This window comes from Prodigiosinella confusarubida, assembly GCF_002847015.1.
Classification (GTDB): Bacteria; Pseudomonadota; Gammaproteobacteria; order Enterobacterales; family Enterobacteriaceae; genus Prodigiosinella; species Prodigiosinella aquatilis.
Window position 1 is genome coordinate 3,328,563 of sequence record NZ_CP025085.1, and the last position, 21,330, is coordinate 3,349,892.

The 21,330-nt window shown below is 52.2% G+C and carries 21 protein-coding genes; 8 read left to right on the plus strand and 13 right to left on the minus strand.

The features are described from left to right. Positions 1 to 13: 13 nt before the first annotated feature. On the minus strand, positions 14 to 1,489 hold the full coding sequence (zwf, locus tag CWC46_RS15200) for a glucose-6-phosphate dehydrogenase (protein ID WP_021015705.1): 1,476 nt from the start codon (positions 1,487 to 1,489) through the stop codon (positions 14 to 16). Between the two features lie 365 nt (positions 1,490 to 1,854). Between zwf and CWC46_RS15205 the strand changes: the two genes are divergently transcribed. After that, positions 1,855 to 2,724, plus strand: a complete 870-nt coding sequence (locus CWC46_RS15205) for a MurR/RpiR family transcriptional regulator (RefSeq protein ID WP_021015704.1) — start codon at positions 1,855 to 1,857, stop codon at positions 2,722 to 2,724. 186 nt (positions 2,725 to 2,910) lie between these two features. Beyond that, the gene (pyk, locus tag CWC46_RS15210; RefSeq protein ID WP_021015703.1) at positions 2,911 to 4,353 is read left to right on the plus strand and encodes a pyruvate kinase; all 1,443 of its coding nucleotides are present in this window, start codon (positions 2,911 to 2,913) and stop codon (positions 4,351 to 4,353) included. A 132-nt stretch (positions 4,354 to 4,485) separates the two neighbouring features. Here the strand turns inward: pyk and lpxM are convergent, their stop codons facing one another. From lpxM to znuA, 3 genes are all read right to left on the minus strand, one after another. Then, the gene (gene lpxM, locus CWC46_RS15215; RefSeq protein ID WP_021015702.1) at positions 4,486 to 5,460 is read right to left on the minus strand and encodes a lauroyl-Kdo(2)-lipid IV(A) myristoyltransferase; all 975 of its coding nucleotides are present in this window, start codon (positions 5,458 to 5,460) and stop codon (positions 4,486 to 4,488) included. A gap of 154 nt (positions 5,461 to 5,614) precedes the next feature. Beyond that, positions 5,615 to 6,991, minus strand: a complete 1,377-nt coding sequence (gene mepM, locus CWC46_RS15220; RefSeq protein ID WP_021015701.1) for a murein DD-endopeptidase MepM — start codon at positions 6,989 to 6,991, stop codon at positions 5,615 to 5,617. Positions 6,992 to 7,006: 15 nt separating this feature from the next. Continuing rightward, positions 7,007 to 7,984 carry a zinc ABC transporter substrate-binding protein ZnuA gene (znuA, locus tag CWC46_RS15225; protein WP_021015700.1) on the minus strand — a complete coding sequence of 326 codons (978 nt, stop codon included), beginning with the start codon at positions 7,982 to 7,984 and terminating at the stop codon, positions 7,007 to 7,009. 74 nt (positions 7,985 to 8,058) lie between these two features. On the opposite strand from znuA, the gene znuC reads away from it, so the two are divergent. Together znuC and znuB are read left to right on the plus strand one after the other, a co-directional pair. Further along, positions 8,059 to 8,817, plus strand: coding sequence for a zinc ABC transporter ATP-binding protein ZnuC (gene znuC / locus CWC46_RS15230; protein ID WP_021015699.1), 759 nt, complete (start codon positions 8,059 to 8,061; stop codon positions 8,815 to 8,817). After that, positions 8,814 to 9,599, plus strand: coding sequence for a zinc ABC transporter permease subunit ZnuB (znuB, locus tag CWC46_RS15235; protein ID WP_021015698.1), 786 nt, complete (start codon positions 8,814 to 8,816; stop codon positions 9,597 to 9,599). Before znuC ends, znuB begins: the two co-directional genes overlap by 4 nt. Before the next feature lie 140 nt (positions 9,600 to 9,739). Here the strand turns inward: znuB and ruvB are convergent, their stop codons facing one another. From ruvB to aspS, 7 genes are all read right to left on the minus strand, one after another. Then, on the minus strand, positions 9,740 to 10,744 hold the full coding sequence (gene ruvB / locus CWC46_RS15240; protein ID WP_021015697.1) for a Holliday junction branch migration DNA helicase RuvB: 1,005 nt from the start codon (positions 10,742 to 10,744) through the stop codon (positions 9,740 to 9,742). A gap of 7 nt (positions 10,745 to 10,751) precedes the next feature. After that, a complete protein-coding gene (ruvA, locus tag CWC46_RS15245; protein WP_021015696.1) occupies positions 10,752 to 11,369 on the minus strand; it encodes a Holliday junction branch migration protein RuvA in 618 nt (205 codons plus the stop codon). Between the two features lie 179 nt (positions 11,370 to 11,548). Then, positions 11,549 to 12,598: a HoxN/HupN/NixA family nickel/cobalt transporter gene (locus tag CWC46_RS15250; protein WP_021015695.1), complete on the minus strand. Its 1,050-nt coding sequence runs from the start codon at positions 12,596 to 12,598 to the stop codon at positions 11,549 to 11,551. Between the two features lie 269 nt (positions 12,599 to 12,867). Further along, positions 12,868 to 13,389, minus strand: coding sequence for a crossover junction endodeoxyribonuclease RuvC (gene ruvC / locus CWC46_RS15255; RefSeq protein ID WP_021015694.1), 522 nt, complete (start codon positions 13,387 to 13,389; stop codon positions 12,868 to 12,870). A gap of 43 nt (positions 13,390 to 13,432) precedes the next feature. After that, positions 13,433 to 14,176, minus strand: coding sequence for a YebC/PmpR family DNA-binding transcriptional regulator (locus CWC46_RS15260; RefSeq protein ID WP_021015693.1), 744 nt, complete (start codon positions 14,174 to 14,176; stop codon positions 13,433 to 13,435). Positions 14,177 to 14,199: 23 nt separating this feature from the next. Beyond that, positions 14,200 to 14,643 carry a dihydroneopterin triphosphate diphosphatase gene (gene nudB, locus CWC46_RS15265; RefSeq protein WP_021015692.1) on the minus strand — a complete coding sequence of 148 codons (444 nt, stop codon included), beginning with the start codon at positions 14,641 to 14,643 and terminating at the stop codon, positions 14,200 to 14,202. Then, complete coding sequence (gene aspS / locus CWC46_RS15270) at positions 14,640 to 16,451, minus strand: aspartate--tRNA ligase (protein ID WP_021015691.1); 1,812 nt, start codon at positions 16,449 to 16,451, stop codon at positions 14,640 to 14,642. Before aspS ends, nudB begins: the two co-directional genes overlap by 4 nt. Positions 16,452 to 16,737: 286 nt before the next feature. Here aspS and CWC46_RS15275 point away from each other — a divergent pair, with 286 nt between their 5' ends. From CWC46_RS15275 to cmoB, 4 genes are all read left to right on the plus strand, one after another. Next, entirely contained in the window at positions 16,738 to 17,571 is an 834-nt protein-coding gene (locus tag CWC46_RS15275; RefSeq protein WP_021015690.1) for a DUF72 domain-containing protein, read from the plus strand. Between the two features lie 155 nt (positions 17,572 to 17,726). Next, positions 17,727 to 18,122, plus strand: a complete 396-nt coding sequence (locus CWC46_RS15280; RefSeq protein ID WP_021015689.1) for an MAPEG family protein — start codon at positions 17,727 to 17,729, stop codon at positions 18,120 to 18,122. A gap of 109 nt (positions 18,123 to 18,231) precedes the next feature. Further along, positions 18,232 to 18,975: a carboxy-S-adenosyl-L-methionine synthase CmoA gene (cmoA, locus tag CWC46_RS15285; protein WP_021015688.1), complete on the plus strand. Its 744-nt coding sequence runs from the start codon at positions 18,232 to 18,234 to the stop codon at positions 18,973 to 18,975. After that, the gene (gene cmoB / locus CWC46_RS15290) at positions 18,972 to 19,943 is read left to right on the plus strand and encodes a tRNA 5-methoxyuridine(34)/uridine 5-oxyacetic acid(34) synthase CmoB (RefSeq protein ID WP_021015687.1); all 972 of its coding nucleotides are present in this window, start codon (positions 18,972 to 18,974) and stop codon (positions 19,941 to 19,943) included. The genes cmoA and cmoB overlap by 4 nt, the downstream gene beginning before the upstream one ends. Before the next feature lie 58 nt (positions 19,944 to 20,001). Here cmoB and CWC46_RS15295 read toward each other — a convergent pair whose 3' ends face one another. Beyond that, positions 20,002 to 20,262: a hypothetical protein gene (locus tag CWC46_RS15295; RefSeq protein WP_021015686.1), complete on the minus strand. Its 261-nt coding sequence runs from the start codon at positions 20,260 to 20,262 to the stop codon at positions 20,002 to 20,004. 226 nt (positions 20,263 to 20,488) lie between these two features. Then, on the minus strand, positions 20,489 to 21,253 hold the full coding sequence (gene cutC, locus CWC46_RS15300) for a copper homeostasis protein CutC (protein WP_021015685.1): 765 nt from the start codon (positions 21,251 to 21,253) through the stop codon (positions 20,489 to 20,491). Positions 21,254 to 21,330 lie beyond the last annotated feature (77 nt).

Here is a 21,330-nt window from a genome sequence, read left to right on the forward strand (position 1 = left end):
GGTGGTGGCGCCATTACTCTACTTCATTCCAGGAGCGTCCATCGCGGGTAATCATCGCAACCGAGGCAACCGGGCCCCAGTTCCCCGCCGGATAAGGCTTCGGTAAATCATTGTCCATGCCCCAGGCTTCCATAATGGAATCAACCCATTTCCAGGCTTCTTCTACTTCATCACGACGAACAAACAGCGCCTGAATGCCGCGCATGGTTTCCAGCAGCAAACGCTCATAGGCGTCAGCCAGATGCTGTTGATTAAAGGTTTCGGAGAAACTCAGATCCAGCTTGGTGGTTTGCAACCGGTGTTTATGCTCCAGCCCTGGGATCTTGTTCAGGATCTGGATTTCAATACCTTCATCCGGCTGTAAACGAATAATCAGCTTGTTCTGCGGTAATTGCTGATAAGAATCATGAAACAGATTCAACACCGGATTTTTGAAATACACCACCACTTCAGAACATTTGCTCGGCAGTCGCTTACCGGTACGCAGGTAAAATGGCACGCCGGACCAGCGCCAATCGTCAATATCCACACGAATCGCCACGAACGTTTCGGTGCTGCTGGACTTATTGGCGCCCTCTTCTTCCAGATAGCCGGGCACTTTCTTACCTTGTACAAAACCCGAGGTATACTGCCCGCGTACCGTGGTTTCATGCACGTTGGTACGGTCGATACGGCGCAGCGAGCGCAGCACCTTCACTTTTTCATCACGGATGCGGTCAGTGCTGAGATCAGATGGCGGCGACATGGCAATGATGGTCAGGATTTGCAACAGATGGTTTTGGATCATGTCACGCATTTGACCGGCCTGGTCAAAATAGCCCCAACGTCCTTCAATCCCCACTTCTTCCGCCACGGTAATCTGCACATGGTCAATAGTGCGATTATCCCAGTTGTTCGCGAACAGCGAATTGGCAAAACGCAGCGCCAGCAGGTTCAGTACGGTTTCTTTACCCAGATAGTGGTCGATGCGATAGACCTGGCACTCGTTAAAGTACTCCGCCACCTGATCGTTAATTACCCGTGACGACGCCAGATCAGTACCCAGCGGTTTTTCCATCACCACACGAGCCGGTTCTTTGTTCAGCCCGGCTTTACCCAGGCCACGACAGATCGCACCAAAGGTGCTGGGCGGCATGGCAAAATAGTTAATGGTGGCGCGATTTTCTTGATCGAGCATCGCTCCCAGGCGCTCAAACCCGGCGGTATCCTCAACATCCAGTTGGCAGAAATCCAGACGTTCGCTCAGTGTTTTCCATAATGTTGCATCCAGCGGCTCTTTGAGAAAGGTATCAAACGCTTCCTTCACCACCTCGATATAAGCGGTTTTATCCCACTCCGCCCGGCCCACGCCGATAATACGGGTATCCGGGTGAATATGGCCTGCTTTTTCCAATTGATACAGTGAAGGCAGCAATTTACGGCGCGCCAGATCGCCCTTCGCACCGAAAATCACCAGGTCACACGCCTGGGCTGTAGAAGTTACCGCCATTTTCAATCTCCTCATAGCAGGATGCTGTAATTTTATTACAGTAATAATGTACTCTTTTTGACTATAACCAGTAAACCCGTAATAAAATAACAAGAAATATTGCCTCTACTGTGACAATACTTCATATCGCAGGTGTAAACACGGGTAAATAGGCTACAAAATCATCAAAAAAAGAAATTTTCTGTCTTTTATGACAGTTGATTACTATTCTGAAAGTTAGACACAAGTCATGTTCTGGAAAAAAAGCACATAACTTCGCATGTTGTTCTCTAACAACCTTTACAGGGCCGTAGTATATTTCCACAAACCCCGTATTGGTTTCACCTTTGGCTGAAATCGAAAATACCATAGATGGTCTTTGTCTTATGAATATGCTGGAAAAAATCCAGAGCTATCTGGAGCTGCTGAGTAAATCTGAACGAAAAGTGGCTGAAGTCATCCTCGCATCACCCCAGACAGCCATTCATTCCAGTATCGCCACACTGGCCGGTGTGGCTGAAGTCAGTGAACCCACGGTCAATCGATTCTGTCGCCGCCTTGAGACCAAGGGTTTCCCTGATTTTAAACTACATCTGGCCCAAAGTCTGGCTAATGGCACACCTTATGTGAACCGCAATGTAGAAGAAGATGATACGGTGGAGGCCTACACCAGTAAGATCTTTGAATCCACCATGGCGGGATTGGAACACGTGAAATCCTGTCTGGATATTGCTGCCATCAATCGCGCCGTGGATCTGCTCACGCAAGCCAAGAAGATCTCTTTCTTCGGGTTTGGTGCGTCGGCGGCCGTCGCTCACGATGCCATGAATAAATTTTTCCGTTTTAATATTCCGGTGGTTTACTTTGATGATCTGGTGATGCAGCGTATGGGCTGCATGAACTCGGGTGAAGGCGATGTGGTGGTGTTGATTTCGCACACCGGCCGCACGAAAAGCCTGGTGGAAATGGCACATCTGGCCCGTGAAAACGATGCCACCGTTATCGCCATTACCTCAGACGATACACCGCTGTCCAGGGAAGCCTCACTCACTCTACGCGTGGAAGTACCGGAAGATACTGATGTCTATATGCCAATGGTATCGCGAATTGCCCAGCTTACATTGATTGATGTGCTGGCCACCGGATTTACCTTGCGTCGCGGCGCAAAATTCCGGGATAACTTGAAGCGTGTCAAGGAAGCATTACGAGAATCGCGTTTTGATAAGGAAGAACGATTCAGCAAACCCTTTGGTTAATTTGGTATGATGCAGGGTGAGGGTGTACTTCTTTTAGCGGTACGGGCAGCTCACCCATATAATAATCAATAACCTCACGGCATCCGGATAACAATGGTGAAATAGTTTTATTGTAAAAGTAGTATTTCATTCGCGTTATCCGACGTTACCGCACTACAACAGCTTCACTAGTCAACGGAGTTATACATGTCCAGACGGCTCAGAAGAACCAAAATTGTTACTACACTGGGGCCGGCTACTGACCGCGACAATAATCTGGAAAAGATTATTGCCGCAGGCGCGAATGTAGTCCGCCTGAATTTTTCTCATGGCATCCCCGAAGATCATATAATCCGTGCCAATAAAGTTCGTGAAATTGCGGCCAGACTCGGCCGCCATGTTGCTATTCTGGGCGATCTCCAGGGTCCCAAAATCCGCGTTTCCACCTTCAAGGAAGGTAAAGTTTTCCTCAATATCGGTGATAAATTCCTGCTTGATGCCAACATGACCAAGGGCGAAGGCGATAAGGAAAAAGTCGGTATTGACTATAAAGGCCTGCCAGGTGACGTCGTGCCGGGTGATATTCTGCTGCTGGATGATGGCCGGGTGCAGTTGAAAGTATTGAAAGTGGAAAACATGAAGGTGTTTACCGAAGTGACGGTAGGCGGCCCACTTTCCAACAACAAAGGCATCAATAAGCTGGGTGGTGGTCTTTCTGCCGAAGCGCTGACTGAAAAAGACAAAGAAGACATCCTCACCGCCGCCAAAATCAATGTGGATTACCTGGCAATTTCCTTCCCGCGTACCGGCGAAGACCTGAACTATGCTCGTCGTCTGGCCCGTGATGCGGGTTGTAACGCTAAAATTGTTGCCAAAGTGGAACGTGCGGAAGCCGTCGCCAGCGACGAAGCGATGGATGATATCATTCTGGCGTCTGACGTAGTCATGGTGGCACGTGGCGACCTGGGTGTGGAAATTGGCGACGCGGAACTGGTTGGTATCCAGAAAAAACTGATTCGTCGTGCCCGTAAACTGAATCGTGCAGTGATCACCGCTACGCAGATGATGGAATCGATGATTACCAATCCAATGCCAACCCGTGCGGAAGTAATGGACGTCGCCAACGCCGTGTTGGATGGTACCGACGCCGTCATGCTCTCGGCGGAAACCGCGGCGGGTCAGTATCCGGCGGAAACCGTGGCCGCCATGGCAAAAGTGTGTCTGGGCGCGGAAAAAATCCCCAGCATCAACATATCCAAACATCGTCTTGACGTGCAGTTTGACAACATCGAAGAGTCTATTGCGATGTCTGCCATGTACGCGGCCAATCATCTGAAAGGGGTGACCGCGATTATTGCCATGACCGAATCTGGCCGTACCGCGCTGATGATGTCCCGTATCAGTTCTGGTCTGCCGATTTTCGCCATGTCTCGTCATGAACACACGCTCAACCTGACCGCATTGTATCGTGGCGTCACACCCGTACAGTTTACCGGCTACACTGACGGCGTTGTGGCCGCCAACGACGCCGTGCTCATATTGCGCGACAAAGGTTTTCTGGTGTCCGGCGATCTGGTGATCGTCACTCAGGGTGATGTGATGGGAACCATAGGCACAACGAATACAATCCGTATTCTGCGGGTGGAATAACCGGTTGATTCCCGCTCAGCAAGCGGGAATCCCCCTGTCTAATCAATAAAAAATATCCGATGTGACCCCCGTTTTTCACGGGGATCACTGCACTTGCTCTAAACACTCGCCCTGAATCCTGATGCGCCACGGTTACTTACGCGGATAAAGATCCTTGCGTAAATATGGCTCTGTCTCGCCTGATTTACGTGTTTTCAGTATTTTCAGAATCCAGGTGTATTGTTCCGGGTAAGGTCGCACCAGCGTTTCGACCTCTTCATTCATCCGCCGGGCAATATAAGTATCATCGGCACCGTCCAGATCGCTCATCGGCGGGCGAATATAGACTTCCAATCGGGATTCTTTCGCGTTATATACCGGGAATAACGGCACAATCTCGGCCCGGCACACTTTCATCAAACGCCCTACCGCAGGCAATGTGGCTTTATAGGTCGCGAAGAAATCCACAAATTCACTGTGTTCCGGCCCATGATCCTGGTCAGGAAGATAATATCCCCAATACCCTTTTCTTACCGAGTTGATAAACGGTTTGATACCGTCATTACGTGCATGCACACGCCCACCGAAGCGGATACGCAATGCATTCCACAGATAATCCACCAGGGGATTTTTCTGATTATGCATCATGGCCGCGATCCGGTGACCACGCCAACTGATCAGCATCGCCGGGACATCCACAGCCCAGCCATGTGGCACCAGAAAAATAATATTACGCTGCTGGGCTTCCAGTTGTTCAATGATCTCATAACCATGCCAGCGCACTCGTTCATTCACCCGCCGGGGAGAAATGACCGCCAGCTCCATCATCAAAATCATGGACTGTGTGGCGGTGGCAAACATGTCATCAATGATTTTTTCCCGCTGTAACTCGGGTACATCCGGCATGCAATACAGCAGATTGATGCGAGCACGTCGCCGTGCGCCACGTGACACACGCCCGACCAGACGGCCAAGCGCCCCCAGTACCGGGTCACGCAGACGCCCAGGAATGCAGGCAACCACGATCATCATCCCAACACTCAGCCACACCCCCCAATAACGCGGATGAAAAAACTCACGACGGAACCGGGGAATATATTCAATGTTAGCTTTTTGCTCTTTTTCCATGCATCAACTCTTCATAACAATTACGCGGCAATAATAATTGCTAACCATTGTTTCGCAATTAACCTCACCGATATAGCAGAAAATCGTGACATAACCGCGAATAAAAAACAGCCGGCAGCACACTGGCTACCGGCTGGATAAATGAACTCAGGTATTAATCAAACTGCAACTGGGGCGCCATTTTACGTACCTGAGCCAGATAATCGCGGCGCTCTTTACCGCTCAACCCTTCAGAACGTGGCAGTTTCGCCGTTAGCGGATTTACCGCCTGCTGATTGATCCAAACCTCATAATGCAGATGTGGTCCGGTTGAACGGCCCGTATTACCAGAGAATGCAATACGTTCACCGCGTTTCACCTTCTCACCGGGTTTCACCAGCAGCCGATGCAAGTGCATATAACGCGTAGTGTACTGGCGTCCATGACGAATAGCGATATAACTCCCTGCCAGGGGATCACGTTTAGCCACCACGACTTCACCGTCACCGGTCGCCAACACTGGCGTACCAACCGGCATAGCAAAATCGACACCTCTATGTGGTGCCACACGCCCCGTTACCGGGTTAAGGCGCCGCGGATTAAAGTTGGAAGAAACCCGGAACTGTTTCATGGTGGGGAAACGCAAGAAACCGCGTGAAAGTCCTGAACCTTCCCGATCGTAGAATTTGCCGTCGTCAGCACGGAACGCATAATAATCTTTGCCGCCGCTTCTCAGACGTACACCCAGCAGTTCGCTCTGCTCATTGTGGCCAGCCAGCACTTCGCGGGACATCAATACCGCAAAACTGTCATCTTTATGCAATTTGCGGAAATCCAACTGCCACTGCAATGCTTTGATGACTTCCCTAATCTCGTTGGTGGTTAATCCGACACTGCGGGCGCTGTTAACAAAACTGCTAGTCAGCCGTCCGGCGATTACACTGTTATGCCACTCACCTTCAACATTCTCGATGGATTCTTTGAAATTATCGCCAATGCGTTGATAGGTCCGGGATTCACGACGGGAAACCTGCCAGTGCAGGCTTTGCAACAGACCGGTATCACCCAGTTGCCAGGTGATCTGCTGACCGATTTTCAGATTACGCAATGCGGGATTCTGCTCAGCCAGTGCAGTGATATCGGCGATATCAATACCATACTGAGTCAGAATACTGCTGAGGGTATCACCAGCCGACACCACATACTCGTGAGATCCGCTATCATCAGACACTTTATCGTCCAGCTCATCAGACGGGATATCCTGCCCCGGTGCTGGCTGATCAAGTGGTTCGCTGTTCATTTCCGTAGATTCTGCAGAGGCTGTCGGAGGCGCGGCAGGAGTGGCATCCAACGGTTCACTTGCAGACGGAGTGAGTGATTGTGAAGATAGGGTTTCAGTTTTACTGCCAGGCGTATTAGTAACCGGAGGATAAACAAATGGCCGCCAGACAGCGACGGCCAGGGTGACTACAGTTAGCGACCCCAGCATCACGCGGTGGGGTCTGGGTAGACTGTTATACGCCAGAGCGATAGTTCGGACTATCTGCTGCACTTATTCGCATCCTCATTATTTTTTCTCCAGGCAGCTCAGATATTCGTTAGACAATTTCAGCAGAAAATGCGTGTAGCTGTCTTTATCCAGAGCGACGTTGCTTCCCAATGGATCGAGTACGCCGATACGCACACCCGTTCCCTTAGCGACAGCATCAATAACTGCTGGCCTGAATTGTGGCTCAGCAAAAACGCAAACGGCCTTATGCTCAACCAACTGAGTTCGTATTTGATGTAAACGCTGCGCACCAGGCTGGATGGCCGGGTTGATCGTAAAATGACCAAGTGGCTTTAATCCATAGTGTTTCTCAAAATAGCCGTAGGCATCATGAAACACGAAATAGCCTTTCCCTTGCACAGGCGACAGCATATTACCAATATTTTTATCCGTTTGTGCAAGTTTCTCAGTGAAATAACGCAGATTGCCGTCTAATTTGTCTCTATTCTGTGGCATAAGTTCCAATAATTTATCATGTATAGCGACAGCGGCGGCTTTTGCTATCACTGGCGACATCCAGATATGCATGTTGATATCCCCATGATGATGCCCGTCGCCATCATCATCTTCCGCCTCCGCGGTGGCATCATGTGCAGAATTCGCTGTCATTTCATGCTCGTGATGCAGTGGTGCTTTCAACAATTCAGCCTTGATGGCCGGCACATCCGCCAGTGAAATCTGCCTGGCTGCGGCGACCTGCTGTAGTGGTTTAGCCAGAAACGCCTCCATGTCAGGACCGATCCAAATAACCAAATCCGCAGACCGTAAATGCTGGACATCAGACGGGCGCAGAGCATAATCGTGGGGCGATGCGCCATCGGGCAACAAAATATCTACCGGCGTGACGCCATCCGCAATCGCGGCGGCGATAAATCCCAGTGGGCGAATTGATGTCAGTACGGCGGCTGAGGCCACGGGTATTGACGCAACTGACGTCAAAAGCACGCTGGCAGTCAGTACAGATTTCAGCCAGTTATTTAAGTGATGCGTGGGCATAGCAAGTCTTCCATCGATTTCAACATGAATTTCGTTATATTATAACGTCATAAAGTACTTTCAAACTGAGTTATATGTCTACTCTGGTCACGCTTGATAATATTTCTGTGCAATTTGGCAATCGGCGCGTGTTGACCGATATTTCCCTCACCCTTCAGGCAGGGCGGATTTTAACCCTGCTCGGTCCGAACGGTGCCGGAAAATCGACACTGGTGCGGGTGGTTCTGGGTTTACTCTCTCCCGATAATGGCAATATTCAGCGTGTCCCGAATCTGCGTATCGGTTACGTGCCGCAAAAATTGCATCTGGACGCCACACTGCCGTTGACCGTCAGCCGCTTTATGCAGCTGCGCCCCGGCGTAAAAAAGCAGGATATTATGCCGGCGCTTAAACGCGTCCAGGCCGGACATCTGCTGGACCAACCGATGCAAAAACTCTCTGGCGGGGAAAACCAGCGTGTCCTGCTGGCCCGCGCCATTCTCACCAATCCGCAGTTATTGGTGCTGGACGAACCCACCCAGGGTGTCGACGTCAATGGTCAATTGGCACTGTATGAACTGATTAACCAGTTGCGACAAGAGCTTAACTGCGGCGTACTGATGGTTTCTCACGATTTACATCTGGTTATGGCCAAGACCGATGAAGTGCTGTGCCTTAATCAACATGTCTGCTGTTCTGGAACGCCTGAAGTGGTTTCCCTGCATCCGGAATTTCTGGCGATGTTCGGTCACCGCGGCGCGGAACAACTGGCTATCTACCGTCACCACCATAACCACCGGCATGACTTGAATGGACGCGTTATTTTGAAAAAACAGGATGGGAACGACAAATGATTGAGCTGTTGTTTCCCGGTTGGCTGGCGGGGGTTTTTCTGGCCATAGCGGCAGGCCCGCTGGGGTCGTTCGTTGTCTGGCGTCGAATGTCCTATTTTGGCGATACGCTGGCACACGCGTCATTACTGGGCGTCGCACTGGGTCTGCTGCTGGATGTGAATCTGTTTTATGCGGTGCTCGCTGTCACACTGGTATTGTCGCTGGGGTTGGTCTGGTTGGAACAACGCCCTAATCTGGCGATTGATACTTTGTTGGGCATTATGGCCCACAGTGCGCTGTCGCTGGGGTTGGTGGTGGTCAGCCTGATGAATAATGTTCGCGTGGATCTGATGGCCTACTTGTTTGGTGATCTGCTTTCCGTTACCACTCGCGATTTACTGCTGATTGGCCCTGGTATCGTGCTGGTGGTCATAGTTCTGTGCTGGCAATGGCGCGCGCTGTTATCCATGACCATCAGCCCGGAACTGGCCCATGTCGATGGTATCCATCTGCAACGCACCAAACTGTTATTGATGTTGATAACCGCATTAACCATTGGGTTGGCGATGAAATTTGTTGGGGCGCTGATTATTACTTCGCTGTTAATCATCCCTGCCGCCACTGCCCGTCGCTTTGCCCGCACGCCGGAACAAATGGCCGGAGTAGCGGTGATTATCGGGATTCTGGCGGTAACGGGTGGACTGGCGGTTTCTGCCGATCTCAATACACCGGCCGGCCCGTCGGTTGTATTGTGCGCATCACTGCTGTTTATGCTGAGTCTGCTAAAGAAGCAGGCCGCGTAACGCAACCTGTCTGCATCAACAATGAGTAGATCCCCGTTTCGACGGGGATAACCACGGTGACGGAATGCGGCGGTAGTCCGAATAACATGCACGAATAACAGATAGTACGGATGGCCGAATCAAGGCAAGTGGCGAGGCCATTACTCCTCGCGAGTCAGGCCAAAATGACGGTAAGCGTGCTGAGTGGCGATACGCCCACGCGGTGTCCGTTGCAAAAAGCCTTGCTGAATCAGATAAGGCTCCAGCACATCTTCAATGGTTTCACGCTCTTCACCGATGGCCGCTGCCAGGTTATCCAACCCTACCGGCCCACCCATAAATTTATCGATCACAGCCAACAGCAGTTTGCGGTCCATAAAATCAAATCCTTCAATATCTACCGCCAGCATATCCATCGCCTGAACGGCCACGTCCAGCGTAATCGTGCCATCCGATTTCACTTCAGAAAAGTCACGTACCCGGCGCAACAGCCGGTTGGCAATACGTGGCGTACCGCGGGAACGACGAGCCAATTCCAGTGCGCCATCTTCCGTCATCTCCAGCCCCAGACACAGTGCGCTACGGCTGACAATATGCTGCAAGTCCGCGACCTGATAAAACTCCAGACGCTGCACGATCCCGAAACGGTCACGCAGCGGAGAGGTCAGCGACCCGGCACGGGTGGTCGCGCCAATCAGCGTAAACGGGGGTAAATCCAGTTTAATGGAGCGCGCCGCCGGCCCTTCACCAATCATGATATCCAACTGATAATCTTCCATAGCCGGATAAAGCACTTCTTCTACTACTGGCGATAGACGGTGAATTTCATCAATAAACAGCACGTCGTGGGGTTCAAGATTGGTCAGTAACGCCGCCAGGTCACCCGCTTTCTCCAGCACCGGGCCGGATGTGGTACGCAAATTGACCCCCATTTCGTTCGCGACAATATTGGCCAGTGTGGTTTTACCCAGCCCCGGCGGGCCGAAAATCAGCAGATGATCCAACGCGTCACCACGCTTGCGCGCCGCCTGAATAAATATATCCATCTGCTCACGGACTTTCGGCTGTCCGACGTACTCCGACAACAGTTTAGGCCGGATAGCCCGGTCGAAGATCTCTTCCTCTTCAACAACAATCGGCGCAATCAAACGATCAGCTTCAATCATGAATACCTCACAGTACCGCGCGTAACGCGTCCCTGATCAGGGTTTCGCAGGTAGAATCCGGACGGGATACCTTGCTTATCATCCGGCTGGCGTCCTGCGGTTTATAGCCCAGTGATACCAGCGCGGCTTCCGCTTCTGCCAGTGGATCCGCTACCGGTTCGCTCACGGGCGTTAACGGTGGCAAGGCCATGTTACCCGGTGAATTGAACAGATCGCCATTCAGTCCCTTGAAGCGGTCTTTCATTTCCACCACCAGCCGCTCCGCAGTTTTCTTGCCTACGCCCGGCAGTTTGATCAGGACGCCAATTTCCTGCCGCTCCACCGCGCTGACAAACTGCTGCGCCGACATGCCGGACAAAATCGCCAGTGCCAGTTTCGGCCCCACACCGTTAACCTTGATCAGCTCGCGGAACAGTGAACGCTCCTGCTTGTTATTGAACCCAAACAGCAGTTGCGCATCTTCCCGCACCACAAAATGGGTGAAGATCACCGCTTCCTGGCCAAGATCTGGCAGTTCGTAAAAACAGGTCATCGGCATATGGACTTCATAGCCCACACCGTTGGCTTCAATCAATACCTGCGGTGGTTGTTTCTCCAGAACGATGCCTCTGATACGACCTATCACGTGTTGTTTTCCTTATGGGACTAACCTGGAACAAGGCGTATAGCTTATAACACAAAAAAAATATCTGATACAAAAAAGCTGGATGCATATCCAGATATTGTTGAGAATAAAAGGAAAGTCTCCGGCATCGGTATGACCACCATAAAATACCGGAGATATCAGTGAAGAATCGCGGTTCATCACCCCTGACGGCTGGGTTCTGCTGTCGGGTTATGCAGGGCGTCGTAATTTTTCCAGCGGTAGTTGCACAGCGAGATCACCCAGCAGGCGACAAACAGCGCCACGACATAGAATCCGGCGTTGCCGAGTTGCGCATTGAAGGCCTCGACCACGCCCCACAGCCCGGCATGCAGGTCAAGTTTGTCCGCCAGTAGTCCCAGCGCTTCCATACCGCCGATAAAGACCGCCACCACTACCGACGTCGCCGTAATGGTCATATTGTAGTAGAGCTTGCGCTGCGGTTTACTGAACGCCCAGCCATAAGCGCCGACCATCACCACATTATCCAGTGTATCCACCAGTGCCATGCCGCAGGTAAACAACGCCGGGAAAAACATGATCGACCAGATTGACATGCCCTGTGAAGCGCCGGCCGCCGAGATACCTAATACGCCAATTTCGGTAGCCGTATCAAATCCCAGTCCGAACAGCAGACCAACCAGATACATGTGCCAGCTTTTGCGCACCAGACGGAATGTTGAACGGAAAATCCAGCCCATCACCCCTGACGCGGGAATATCGTCCATCTGATCAGGCGCCTCGCCCATCCCTTGTTTGAATTGTTGAAAACGTTTCCAGACATCGCGCAGAATCACCAGATTCACCAATGCCATCAACAACAGGAACCCGGCTGAAACCAGCGTGCCGATGACGCCCCCCACTTCATGAAACCAGGCCATATCATCCCGCAGCGCCGTCGCGGTGGCGGCCAGCGCCAGTGACGCCAGAATAACGATGGTGGAATGTCCCAGCGAAAACCAGGTCCCGACACTCAGCGGCCGTTTCCCCTCTTGCATCATTTTCCGGGTGACATTATCGATGGCGGCGATATGGTCCGCATCCACCGCATGGCGCAGTCCGAAGCACCAGGCCAGCAAACTGGTCGCCATCAAGGCACCATGTTCATGAAACAGACGCCATGCCAGCAGCCATACCAACGCGTTAACCATCACCAGACCGCCCAACATCACCATCGAGCGTGGATTGTCCCTGAAAAGCGAAGACAGCATGTGAAAACCTTTTGTCAGTCCGGCGGGCGATCACCGTCGGGTTCATTGCGAGTATGAGATTTTATAAATTGTTCATACATCACTGTGTTATCACAGATCAAAGGAAGGCTAATTATGACGGATGTGTTTGCCCAAAGGCGAAGATGGCGTTGCTCAACGGCGAGAGTTGAACCGGATAACGGAAAGCGGCATCAGAACAAGGGGTGGGCTGCCTTTCCTGGTAAAAACAGCGCTTCGGTCAGGAAAGGCAGTAAAATATCACACGCCAATCAACGAAGACGTCCGCGGGCCATCGTAAGCTTATCGACACTGATACGAGTAAGGTTCTGGCTGAAATGACAGTGCGTGATGGCAATGGCCAGCGCGTCGGCCGCGTCCGATTGCGGGCTGGCGGGTAACTTCAACAACACGCGTACCATGTGCTGCACCTGCTTTTTGTCGGCGGCACCGGTACCGACTACGGTCTGTTTTACCTGACGCGCCGCATACTCGAACACCGGCAGATCCTGATTTACGCCCGCCACAATAGCCGCGCCGCGCGCCTGTCCCAGTTTAAGCGCCGAGTCCGCATTCTTGGCCATAAACACCTGCTCTATCGCCAGACAGTCGGGATGAAACTGGGTAATGATCTCACTGACGCCGGCAAAGATCAGCTTCAGACGGCTGGGGAGATCGTCCACCACAGTGCGGATGCAACCGCTACCGATATAACTGAGCTGCCTGCCCCGTTGCTGGACGATACCGTAACCGGTGACACGGGAACCGGGGTCGATGCCCAGAATAATTGTCATCAGTTACTCCCCGGACACTGATTGATGCCATGTGGCAATGCCATCACAGCAATGCCGCCACCTCGTCGGAGATCTCACCATTGTGGTAAACCTCCTGCACGTCGTCGCAGTCTTCCAGCATATCGATCAAGCGCATCAGTTTCGGTGCGGTTTCTGCATCCATATCCGCGCTGGTGGACGCGACCATTGATACCTCGGCGGATTCTGCCACCAGACCAGACGCATCCAGCGCATCTTTCACCTGACCGAATGTTTCCCACGGTGTGAAGACGTCAATAGCGCCATCATCATACGTCACGATATCGTCAGCACCCGCTTCCAGCGCCGCATCCATCACCGTATCTTCATCCAGACCCGGCGCATAGGAAATGACGCCCTTCTTGGTGAACAGATAGGCAACCGAGCCATCCGTTCCCAGGTTGCCGCCGCTTTTGCTAAAGGCGTGGCGAACTTCGGAAACCGTACGATTACGGTTGTCGCTCAGACACTCCACCATCACGGCAGTGCCGCCGGGGCCGTAACCTTCATAAATGATAGTTTCCATGTTGGCATCATCATCGCCCCCTACACCACGGGCAATAGCGCGGTTCAGGGTATCGCGTGTCATGTTATTGGACAGCGCTTTGTCGACAGCGGCACGCAGACGCGGGTTGGCACCGGGATCACCCCCGCCCAGTCTGGCGGCGGTGACCAGTTCACGGATAATTTTGGTGAAAATCTTACCGCGTTTGGAATCCTGTGCTGCTTTACGATGCTTGGTGTTGGCCCACTTACTATGACCTGCCATAAAAATCTCCGAAAAAAGCCTGTTCAGGCCGGATAAATAACAAATTCTTCAATCGCCTGCCGGTTGCTCCACGACTTGGTGAGCTGCGCGGCACTGGGGGCATCAAGCCACTGGTAAGCCAGATGTTCGGTTAGCTCCACCTCACGCTCTTTGGGCAACACCAGACAGAACCAGGATTCTGTATTGTGCGTCACCCCCGGGGCATAGCGATGTCTCAGATAAGCAAATATCTCAAATTCCACACAGCGCTGGCAATCGATCAACGATAGCGACTCTGCGCCGATATCAATGTTAACCTCTTCCTTAACTTCACGCTGTGCGGTAAACCACGCACTTTCACCTTCCTCCAGGCTGCCGGTCACCGACTGCCAGAAATCAGGATCATCGCGTCGTTGAAGCATCAGCACCCGTCCGGTATCAGCAGCATAAATCACTACCAGCACCGAAACGGGTCGCTTGTATGTCATAGCTGTTCTCTGCTTTTCTCTGCGTCCTTCGCATCCTGTGCGGATTTCCCTTTACCCACCACCGCAATGGAAAGCTCTTCCAGTGCCGTCGAATTGGCAAAGCTCGGCGCTTCCGTCATCAGACAAGCCGCCGCCGTGGTTTTCGGGAAGGCAATCACATCACGGATATTATCGGTGCCGGTCAGCAGCATCACCAGACGATCCAGGCCAAAAGCCAGACCGGCGTGCGGCGGCGTACCGAATTTCAGTGCATCCAGCAGAAAACCGAACTTCTCACGCTGTTCCTGCTCGTTGATACCCAAAATGCGGAACACCGTCTGTTGCATATCACCATTATGAATACGCACGGAACCACCACCCACTTCATAACCGTTCAACACCATGTCATAGGCATTGGCAATGGCGGACACCGGGTTGGCTTCCAGCGCTGCCGGCGTCATGTCACGCGGCGCGGTGAACGGATGGTGCATGGCCGTCAGACCACCCTCACCGTCATCCTCAAACATCGGGAAGTCAATCACCCACAACGGTTGCCAGCTATTTTCATCGGTCAGTTTCAGGTCGCGACCCAGTTTCAGACGTAGTGCGCCCAGCGCGTCGGTGACAATGCTGGCACTGTCGGCACCAAAGAACAGGATGTCACCATCCGTCGCCGCTGTGCGATCCAACAGCGCGCTCAGGATGTCATTGGTCAGGAACTTGGCCACCGGGCTTTGTATACCCTCCAGCCCCTTGGCCCGCTCATTGACTTTGATGTAGGCCAGCCCTCGGGCGCCATAGATTTCAATAAACTTGGTATATTCATCAATCTGCTTACGGCTGAGTCCCGCCCCGCCCGGTACGCGAATAGCGGCCACGCGGCCTTTCGGATCGTTAGCCGGGCCGGAGAAGACTTTGAATTCAACGTCTTTTAGCAGATCAGCCACATCCACCAGTTCCAGCGGGTTACGCAGGTCCGGTTTGTCGGAACCGAAACGGCGCATGGCTTCAGCAAACGTCATCACCGGGAAGTCACCCAGTTCCACGCCTTTGATTTCCAGCCACAATTCACGCACCAGTTTTTCCATCACTTCACGCACCTGCGGCGCGGTCATAAATGAGGTTTCCACATCGATCTGGGTGAATTCCGGCTGACGGTCGGCACGCAGGTCTTCGTCACGGAAACATTTGACTATCTGGTAGTAGCGGTCAAAACCGGACATCATCAATAACTGCTTGAACAGTTGCGGAGACTGCGGCAGCGCATAAAACTTGCCTTTGTGGACACGGCTCGGCACCAGGTAGTCACGTGCGCCTTCCGGTGTGGCTTTGGTCAGCATCGGCGTTTCGATATCCAGGAAACCGTGGCCGTCCATGAAGCGACGCACAAAACTGGTAATACGGGCGCGGGTTTTCAGACGCTGCGCCATTTCCGGGCGACGCAAGTCCAGATAGCGATATTTCAGTCGCGCTTCTTCGGTATTGACCTGATTGGAATCCAGCGGCAGCGGCTCGGCGCGGTTGATAATAGTCAGCGTCGTCGCCAACACCTCCACTTCCCCGGTAGCCATGTCTTTATTAATCTGGCTGTCCGGACGGGCACGTACCAGACCAGTAAGCTGAATACAGAATTCATTGCGCAGTTCAGAAGCCAACTTAAAGGCGTCCTGACGATCCGGGTCGAAAAATACCTGAACCAGACCTTCACGGTCGCGCATATCAATAAAAATCAAACCACCCAGATCACGGCGACGGTTGACCCAACCACACAATGTCACTTCCTGGCCCATATGGGCCGAGTTCAACTGCCCACAATATTCAGTACGCATTACGATGTCCTTTTACTCAGCCGCTGCTACCACGCCTTCCCCACTCAGATAGCTGATGGGAAAAAGCGGTCTGTTTTGCCGGACGGCATAGTTTTTCTGGATTACTGTCCGATGAAAAAAGGGGGACATTATAAAGGAAATTCCCCCCAACGATAAGTACGATGGTAGCGGTCTACGTGTTGTCCCGCCTACTCTTTTTTACTGTTGGCGTTATCGGTTAACAAAATGGAGGTTATTATGAAAGGAATTTGTTACCGGGCTGACGTTATTTTATCAGGGTTAACCTATGTATATCGGATTACCACAATGGCAACATCCCGCCTGGGGGCGGCTGGGATTACGAGATCTGGCAGACTACGCACGCTATTTTAACTGCGTGGAAGGCAACACCACATTTTATGCCCTGCCATCATCGGATGTTGTACTGCGCTGGCGTGACATGACCCACGATAACTTCCGCTTCTGTTTTAAATTTCCCGCGACCATCAGCCATCAGGCCAGCCTGCGCCATTGTCAGCAGGACGTATTGCAATTCTTCCATTGCCTTGAACCGTTAGCCGCCCGCATCGGCCAGCTCTGGTTACAGTTACCGGCAACGTTCGGCCCGGATCGACTGGATGATCTATGGCAATTCATGACCGCGCTGCCGCAGAGTTTCAGCGCTGACGCCCCCGGCTTCAGCTATGGCGTCGAGGTCCGCCATCCCCTGTTTTTTGCCAAAGGCGACGACGAACGCCGCCTTAATCAGGGCTTGCATCAGCGCGGTATCAATCGGGTTATCCTGGATAGCCGCCCGGTACACCATGCGGTGGCTGACAGTGCGTCTCTGCGCGAGGCACAGCGGAAAAAACCGAAAGTGCCGCTGCATGTGGTACTGACGGCCAACCAGCCGTTAGTGCGCTTTATCGGCAATGAAGATCTGGCTGATAATTTGCGCTGGTTTGCCCCGTGGATTGACAAGCTGGCCCAATGGCAGCGACATACACCGTACTTGTTTATCCACACACCGGATGTGGGCGATTCCCCGGCATTGGCGCAACAGTTGTGGCCACGGCTAAGTGCCGTTATCCCCGGATTGCCCCCTTGCCCTGACTGGCCACAGCAATCATCGCTGTTCTGATTTTGCGTTATTGCCAGACTGTTAGTACATTTTCTTATAACGGGAATTTTTGAGAGACGAATTTCACACAAAGAATCAAGTCTTTTCAGGCGACAGTCAGGTGGCAGAAACGTTATTATTCTGCCAGCCGTATTGGTCAGGCAAGGGAGTAGAAAATGGTAAGCGCGCTTTATGTAGTGCTTGGCGCATTGTTGTTGATTAAGTTATCGATTGATGTAGTTAAACTACGGATGCAATATCGTGTGGCTTATGGCGATGGGGGTTTTTATGAGTTGCAAACAGCGATCAGAGTTCATGGCAACGCGGTAGAATACATTCCTATCGCCGCCATTCTGCTGGTACTGATGGAGATGAATGGCGCGATTACCGCCATGATCCATCTGTGTGGCATTCTGCTTATCCTTGGCCGGTTGTGTCACTATTATGGCTTGCGTAACCGCGAGATCACCTGGCGTCGTTACGGCATGCTCGCTACGTATCTATCACTGATACTGATGGTGATGGCCAATCTTTACTATCTGCCCTGGGAACTGGTGCTAACCCTTCGTTAATCCCGCCCGACGGTAAGGTCGCACCTTGCCGTCTTTCGCAATACCGCTTTACTGCCCCTTTCTGCTAGAATACGCGACTATTATTGTTTATTTGTGCGTTTTTCCCGCTATGTCAAACCGCGATATACTTTTTTCTGCTCCCGTCGCCAATCTGGGCGACTGGACTTTTGATGAACGTGTTGCCGAAGTCTTCCCGGATATGGTTCAGCGTTCCGTGCCGGGCTATTCCAATATCATCTCCATGATCGGTATGTTGGCGGAGCGTTTTGTCCAGCCAGACAGTCAGGTCTACGATCTGGGCTGCTCACTGGGCGCGGCGACACTCTCCATGCGGCGTAATATCCATGTTCCCGGCTGTACCATCATCGCCGTCGATAACTCACCGGCAATGGTGGAACGTTGCCGCCGTCATCTTGACGCATTCCGGTCAGAAACACCGGTAGAGATCCACCAGGCCGATATTCTTGACACCGTGATCGAAAACGCGTCCCTGGTGGTACTCAATTTCACATTGCAGTTTGTTTCTCCTGAATCGCGCCTGCCGTTGCTAACGCGTATCTATCAGGGGCTGAGACCCGGCGGCGCGCTGGTGCTATCGGAAAAATTCAGCTTTGAGGATGAAAAGACAGGCGAACTGCTGTTCAACATGCATCACGACTTCAAACGTGCCAATGGCTATAGCGAACTGGAAATCAGCCAGAAACGCAACATGCTGGAAAACGTCATGCTGACGGACTCGGTAGAGACGCACAAATCACGTTTGCGTCAAGCCGGTTTTGAGCACAGTGAAGTCTGGTTTCAGTGTTTTAACTTCGGCTCACTGCTGGCGATGAAGGCGGAGAACGGTCGATGATTGATTTTGGCAATTTTTACCAACTGATCGCCAAAAGCCCACTGAGTCACTGGCTCAACACGCTGCCCGCGCAAATCAGCAGTTGGCAGCAGGAATCGCTGCACGGCAAGTTCAAACTGTGGTTTAACACCATCGATCACCTGCCGATGTTGACACCCGACACACTGGATTTGATCCACAGTGTTACCGCCACCACGCAACCCGAACTAAGCGATGGCCAGCGTGAGGGCGTCGAAAAACTGTTACGTAACCTGATGCCGTGGCGCAAAGGTCCATTTTCCCTGTATGGCGTAAATATCGATACCGAATGGCGCTCTGACTGGAAGTGGGATCGCGTGCTGCCGCACATCAGTCCGTTGCAGGATCGGCTGATTCTGGATGTTGGCTGTGGTAGTGGTTATCACCTGTGGCGCATGGTCGGCGCTGGCGCAAAACTGGCCGTCGGTATCGATCCGATGCAATTATTTTTGTGTCAGTTTGAAGCGGTTCGCAAGCTACTGGGGGATGATCAACGTGCCCACGTCCTGCCGCTCGGTATAGAACAGCTCCCGTCGCTGGCGGCGTTTGACACCGTATTTTCCATGGGGGTGCTGTATCACCGCCGCTCACCACTCGATCACCTCTGGCAGTTGAAAAATCAACTGGTTTCCGGTGGCGAACTGGTGCTGGAGACGCTGGTGGTGGAAGGTGATGAACACGATGTCCTGATGCCGGGCGAACGCTACGCTCAGATGCGCAACGTCTACTTTTTGCCGTCGCCGACCGCGTTGATGGTCTGGCTGGAAAAATGCGGTTTTGAAGATGTGCGACTGGTGGATAAATGCGTCACAACCCCCCAGGAGCAACGCCGTACCGACTGGATGATCACCGAGTCGCTGGCGGATTTCCTTGATCCAACCGATCAGACTCGCACAGTGGAAGGCTACCCGGCCCCGCTGCGGGCAGTATTTGTTGCCCGTAAACCCTGATAATTTCCGGCTGTCATTGCGACCGCCGGAAGCCTCTGAGAACGGGCGCGAAATACTGCTAACGATTGACCGTTTTGACAATCAGTTCTATAGCGTCTTTCTCGGTCACGATGCCATCCTGAATTTCAACCGATAATTCCTGGCCGTTGGTTTCATTCAGTAATACTGTATTGCCGGTAACATTCAGATCCCCGGTAATAGCATCTCCCCGTTCAGCCCCATAGTTGCCATTCAAACGGGCGACGATGACCCCGCCCTCAAGCTCGCGGATAACGATGAAACCAATGCGATGCTCATGATGCACAACGATTCCACGCATAACAGGATTCCTTATTGATAAGTCGGTTCTGCAACATAACACTCACCATAAAATATAAAATGCAGACGTATAACAATTCAGGAAATTAGCGTCACGCCGACAGTTGACGAAAAAAAGCCCCGGCAACATGCCGGGGCTTGGTACTCGCAAGCAGACGCTAAACGTCATGCTGCGCGGGAAACGCTACACCTGTAGGCAAATACTCATACAGGTGCTTGATTTATCATTATAAAACCGGCAAGGATACTTTATCCGGATTCAAGGCGCTTTTCATGGCAGCCACCATATCGCCATCAACACAGTAGTGTTGGAGTTCATCCATACCGGCATCACCGTCAGAACACAACGTTACGCCAACCTTACGGTAACGCATCGGAGACGCTACCCACTGTCCCGCCGAGCTGTGCAGTTCCTGAATACCACATAGACGAAACTTGTTCAGGTTGGTTAATCGAATACCAGAACCAGCCATAATGATTGGACCCCGACTGGCCTGATTAAGTTCCCTTAATAAGATTAACCCGTTTTCTGCGCTTTGCTGCTGACCGGAAGTAAGAATGCGCGCGACCCCCATGTCGGTCAGTTGATCCAGTGCCAGACGTGGGTTCAGACTCATATCGAACGCCCGATGAAATGTCACGGCCATGCCGTCACAGCGCGACATTATTTTTTTCATCCGCGGCAAATCAATATGTCCTTCTTCATCCAGCACACCGACGACCACGCCGGGAAACCCCATTTCACGGATTTGATCAATATCGTATTGTATGGACGCAAATTCCGCCGCACTGTAGCAAAAATCGCCACCACGCGGACGCACCATTGGATGCACGGGAATAGAAATCCGCTCTCGGGCCTGACGTAACACACCATAACTTGGCGTCAAGCCACCGTCGCGTAGCCCTGAACACAACTCAATCCGATCAGCCCCCGACTGTTCCGCCGTTAGCGCACAGTCAATGCTGTAGCAGCACACTTCTAGTTTTGCCATCACCACCCCCCCATTCAATCTACTGAAAAAACAGCAAATGATGCTGTGAAATGATCGTTTTACTTAGAGAAACAACT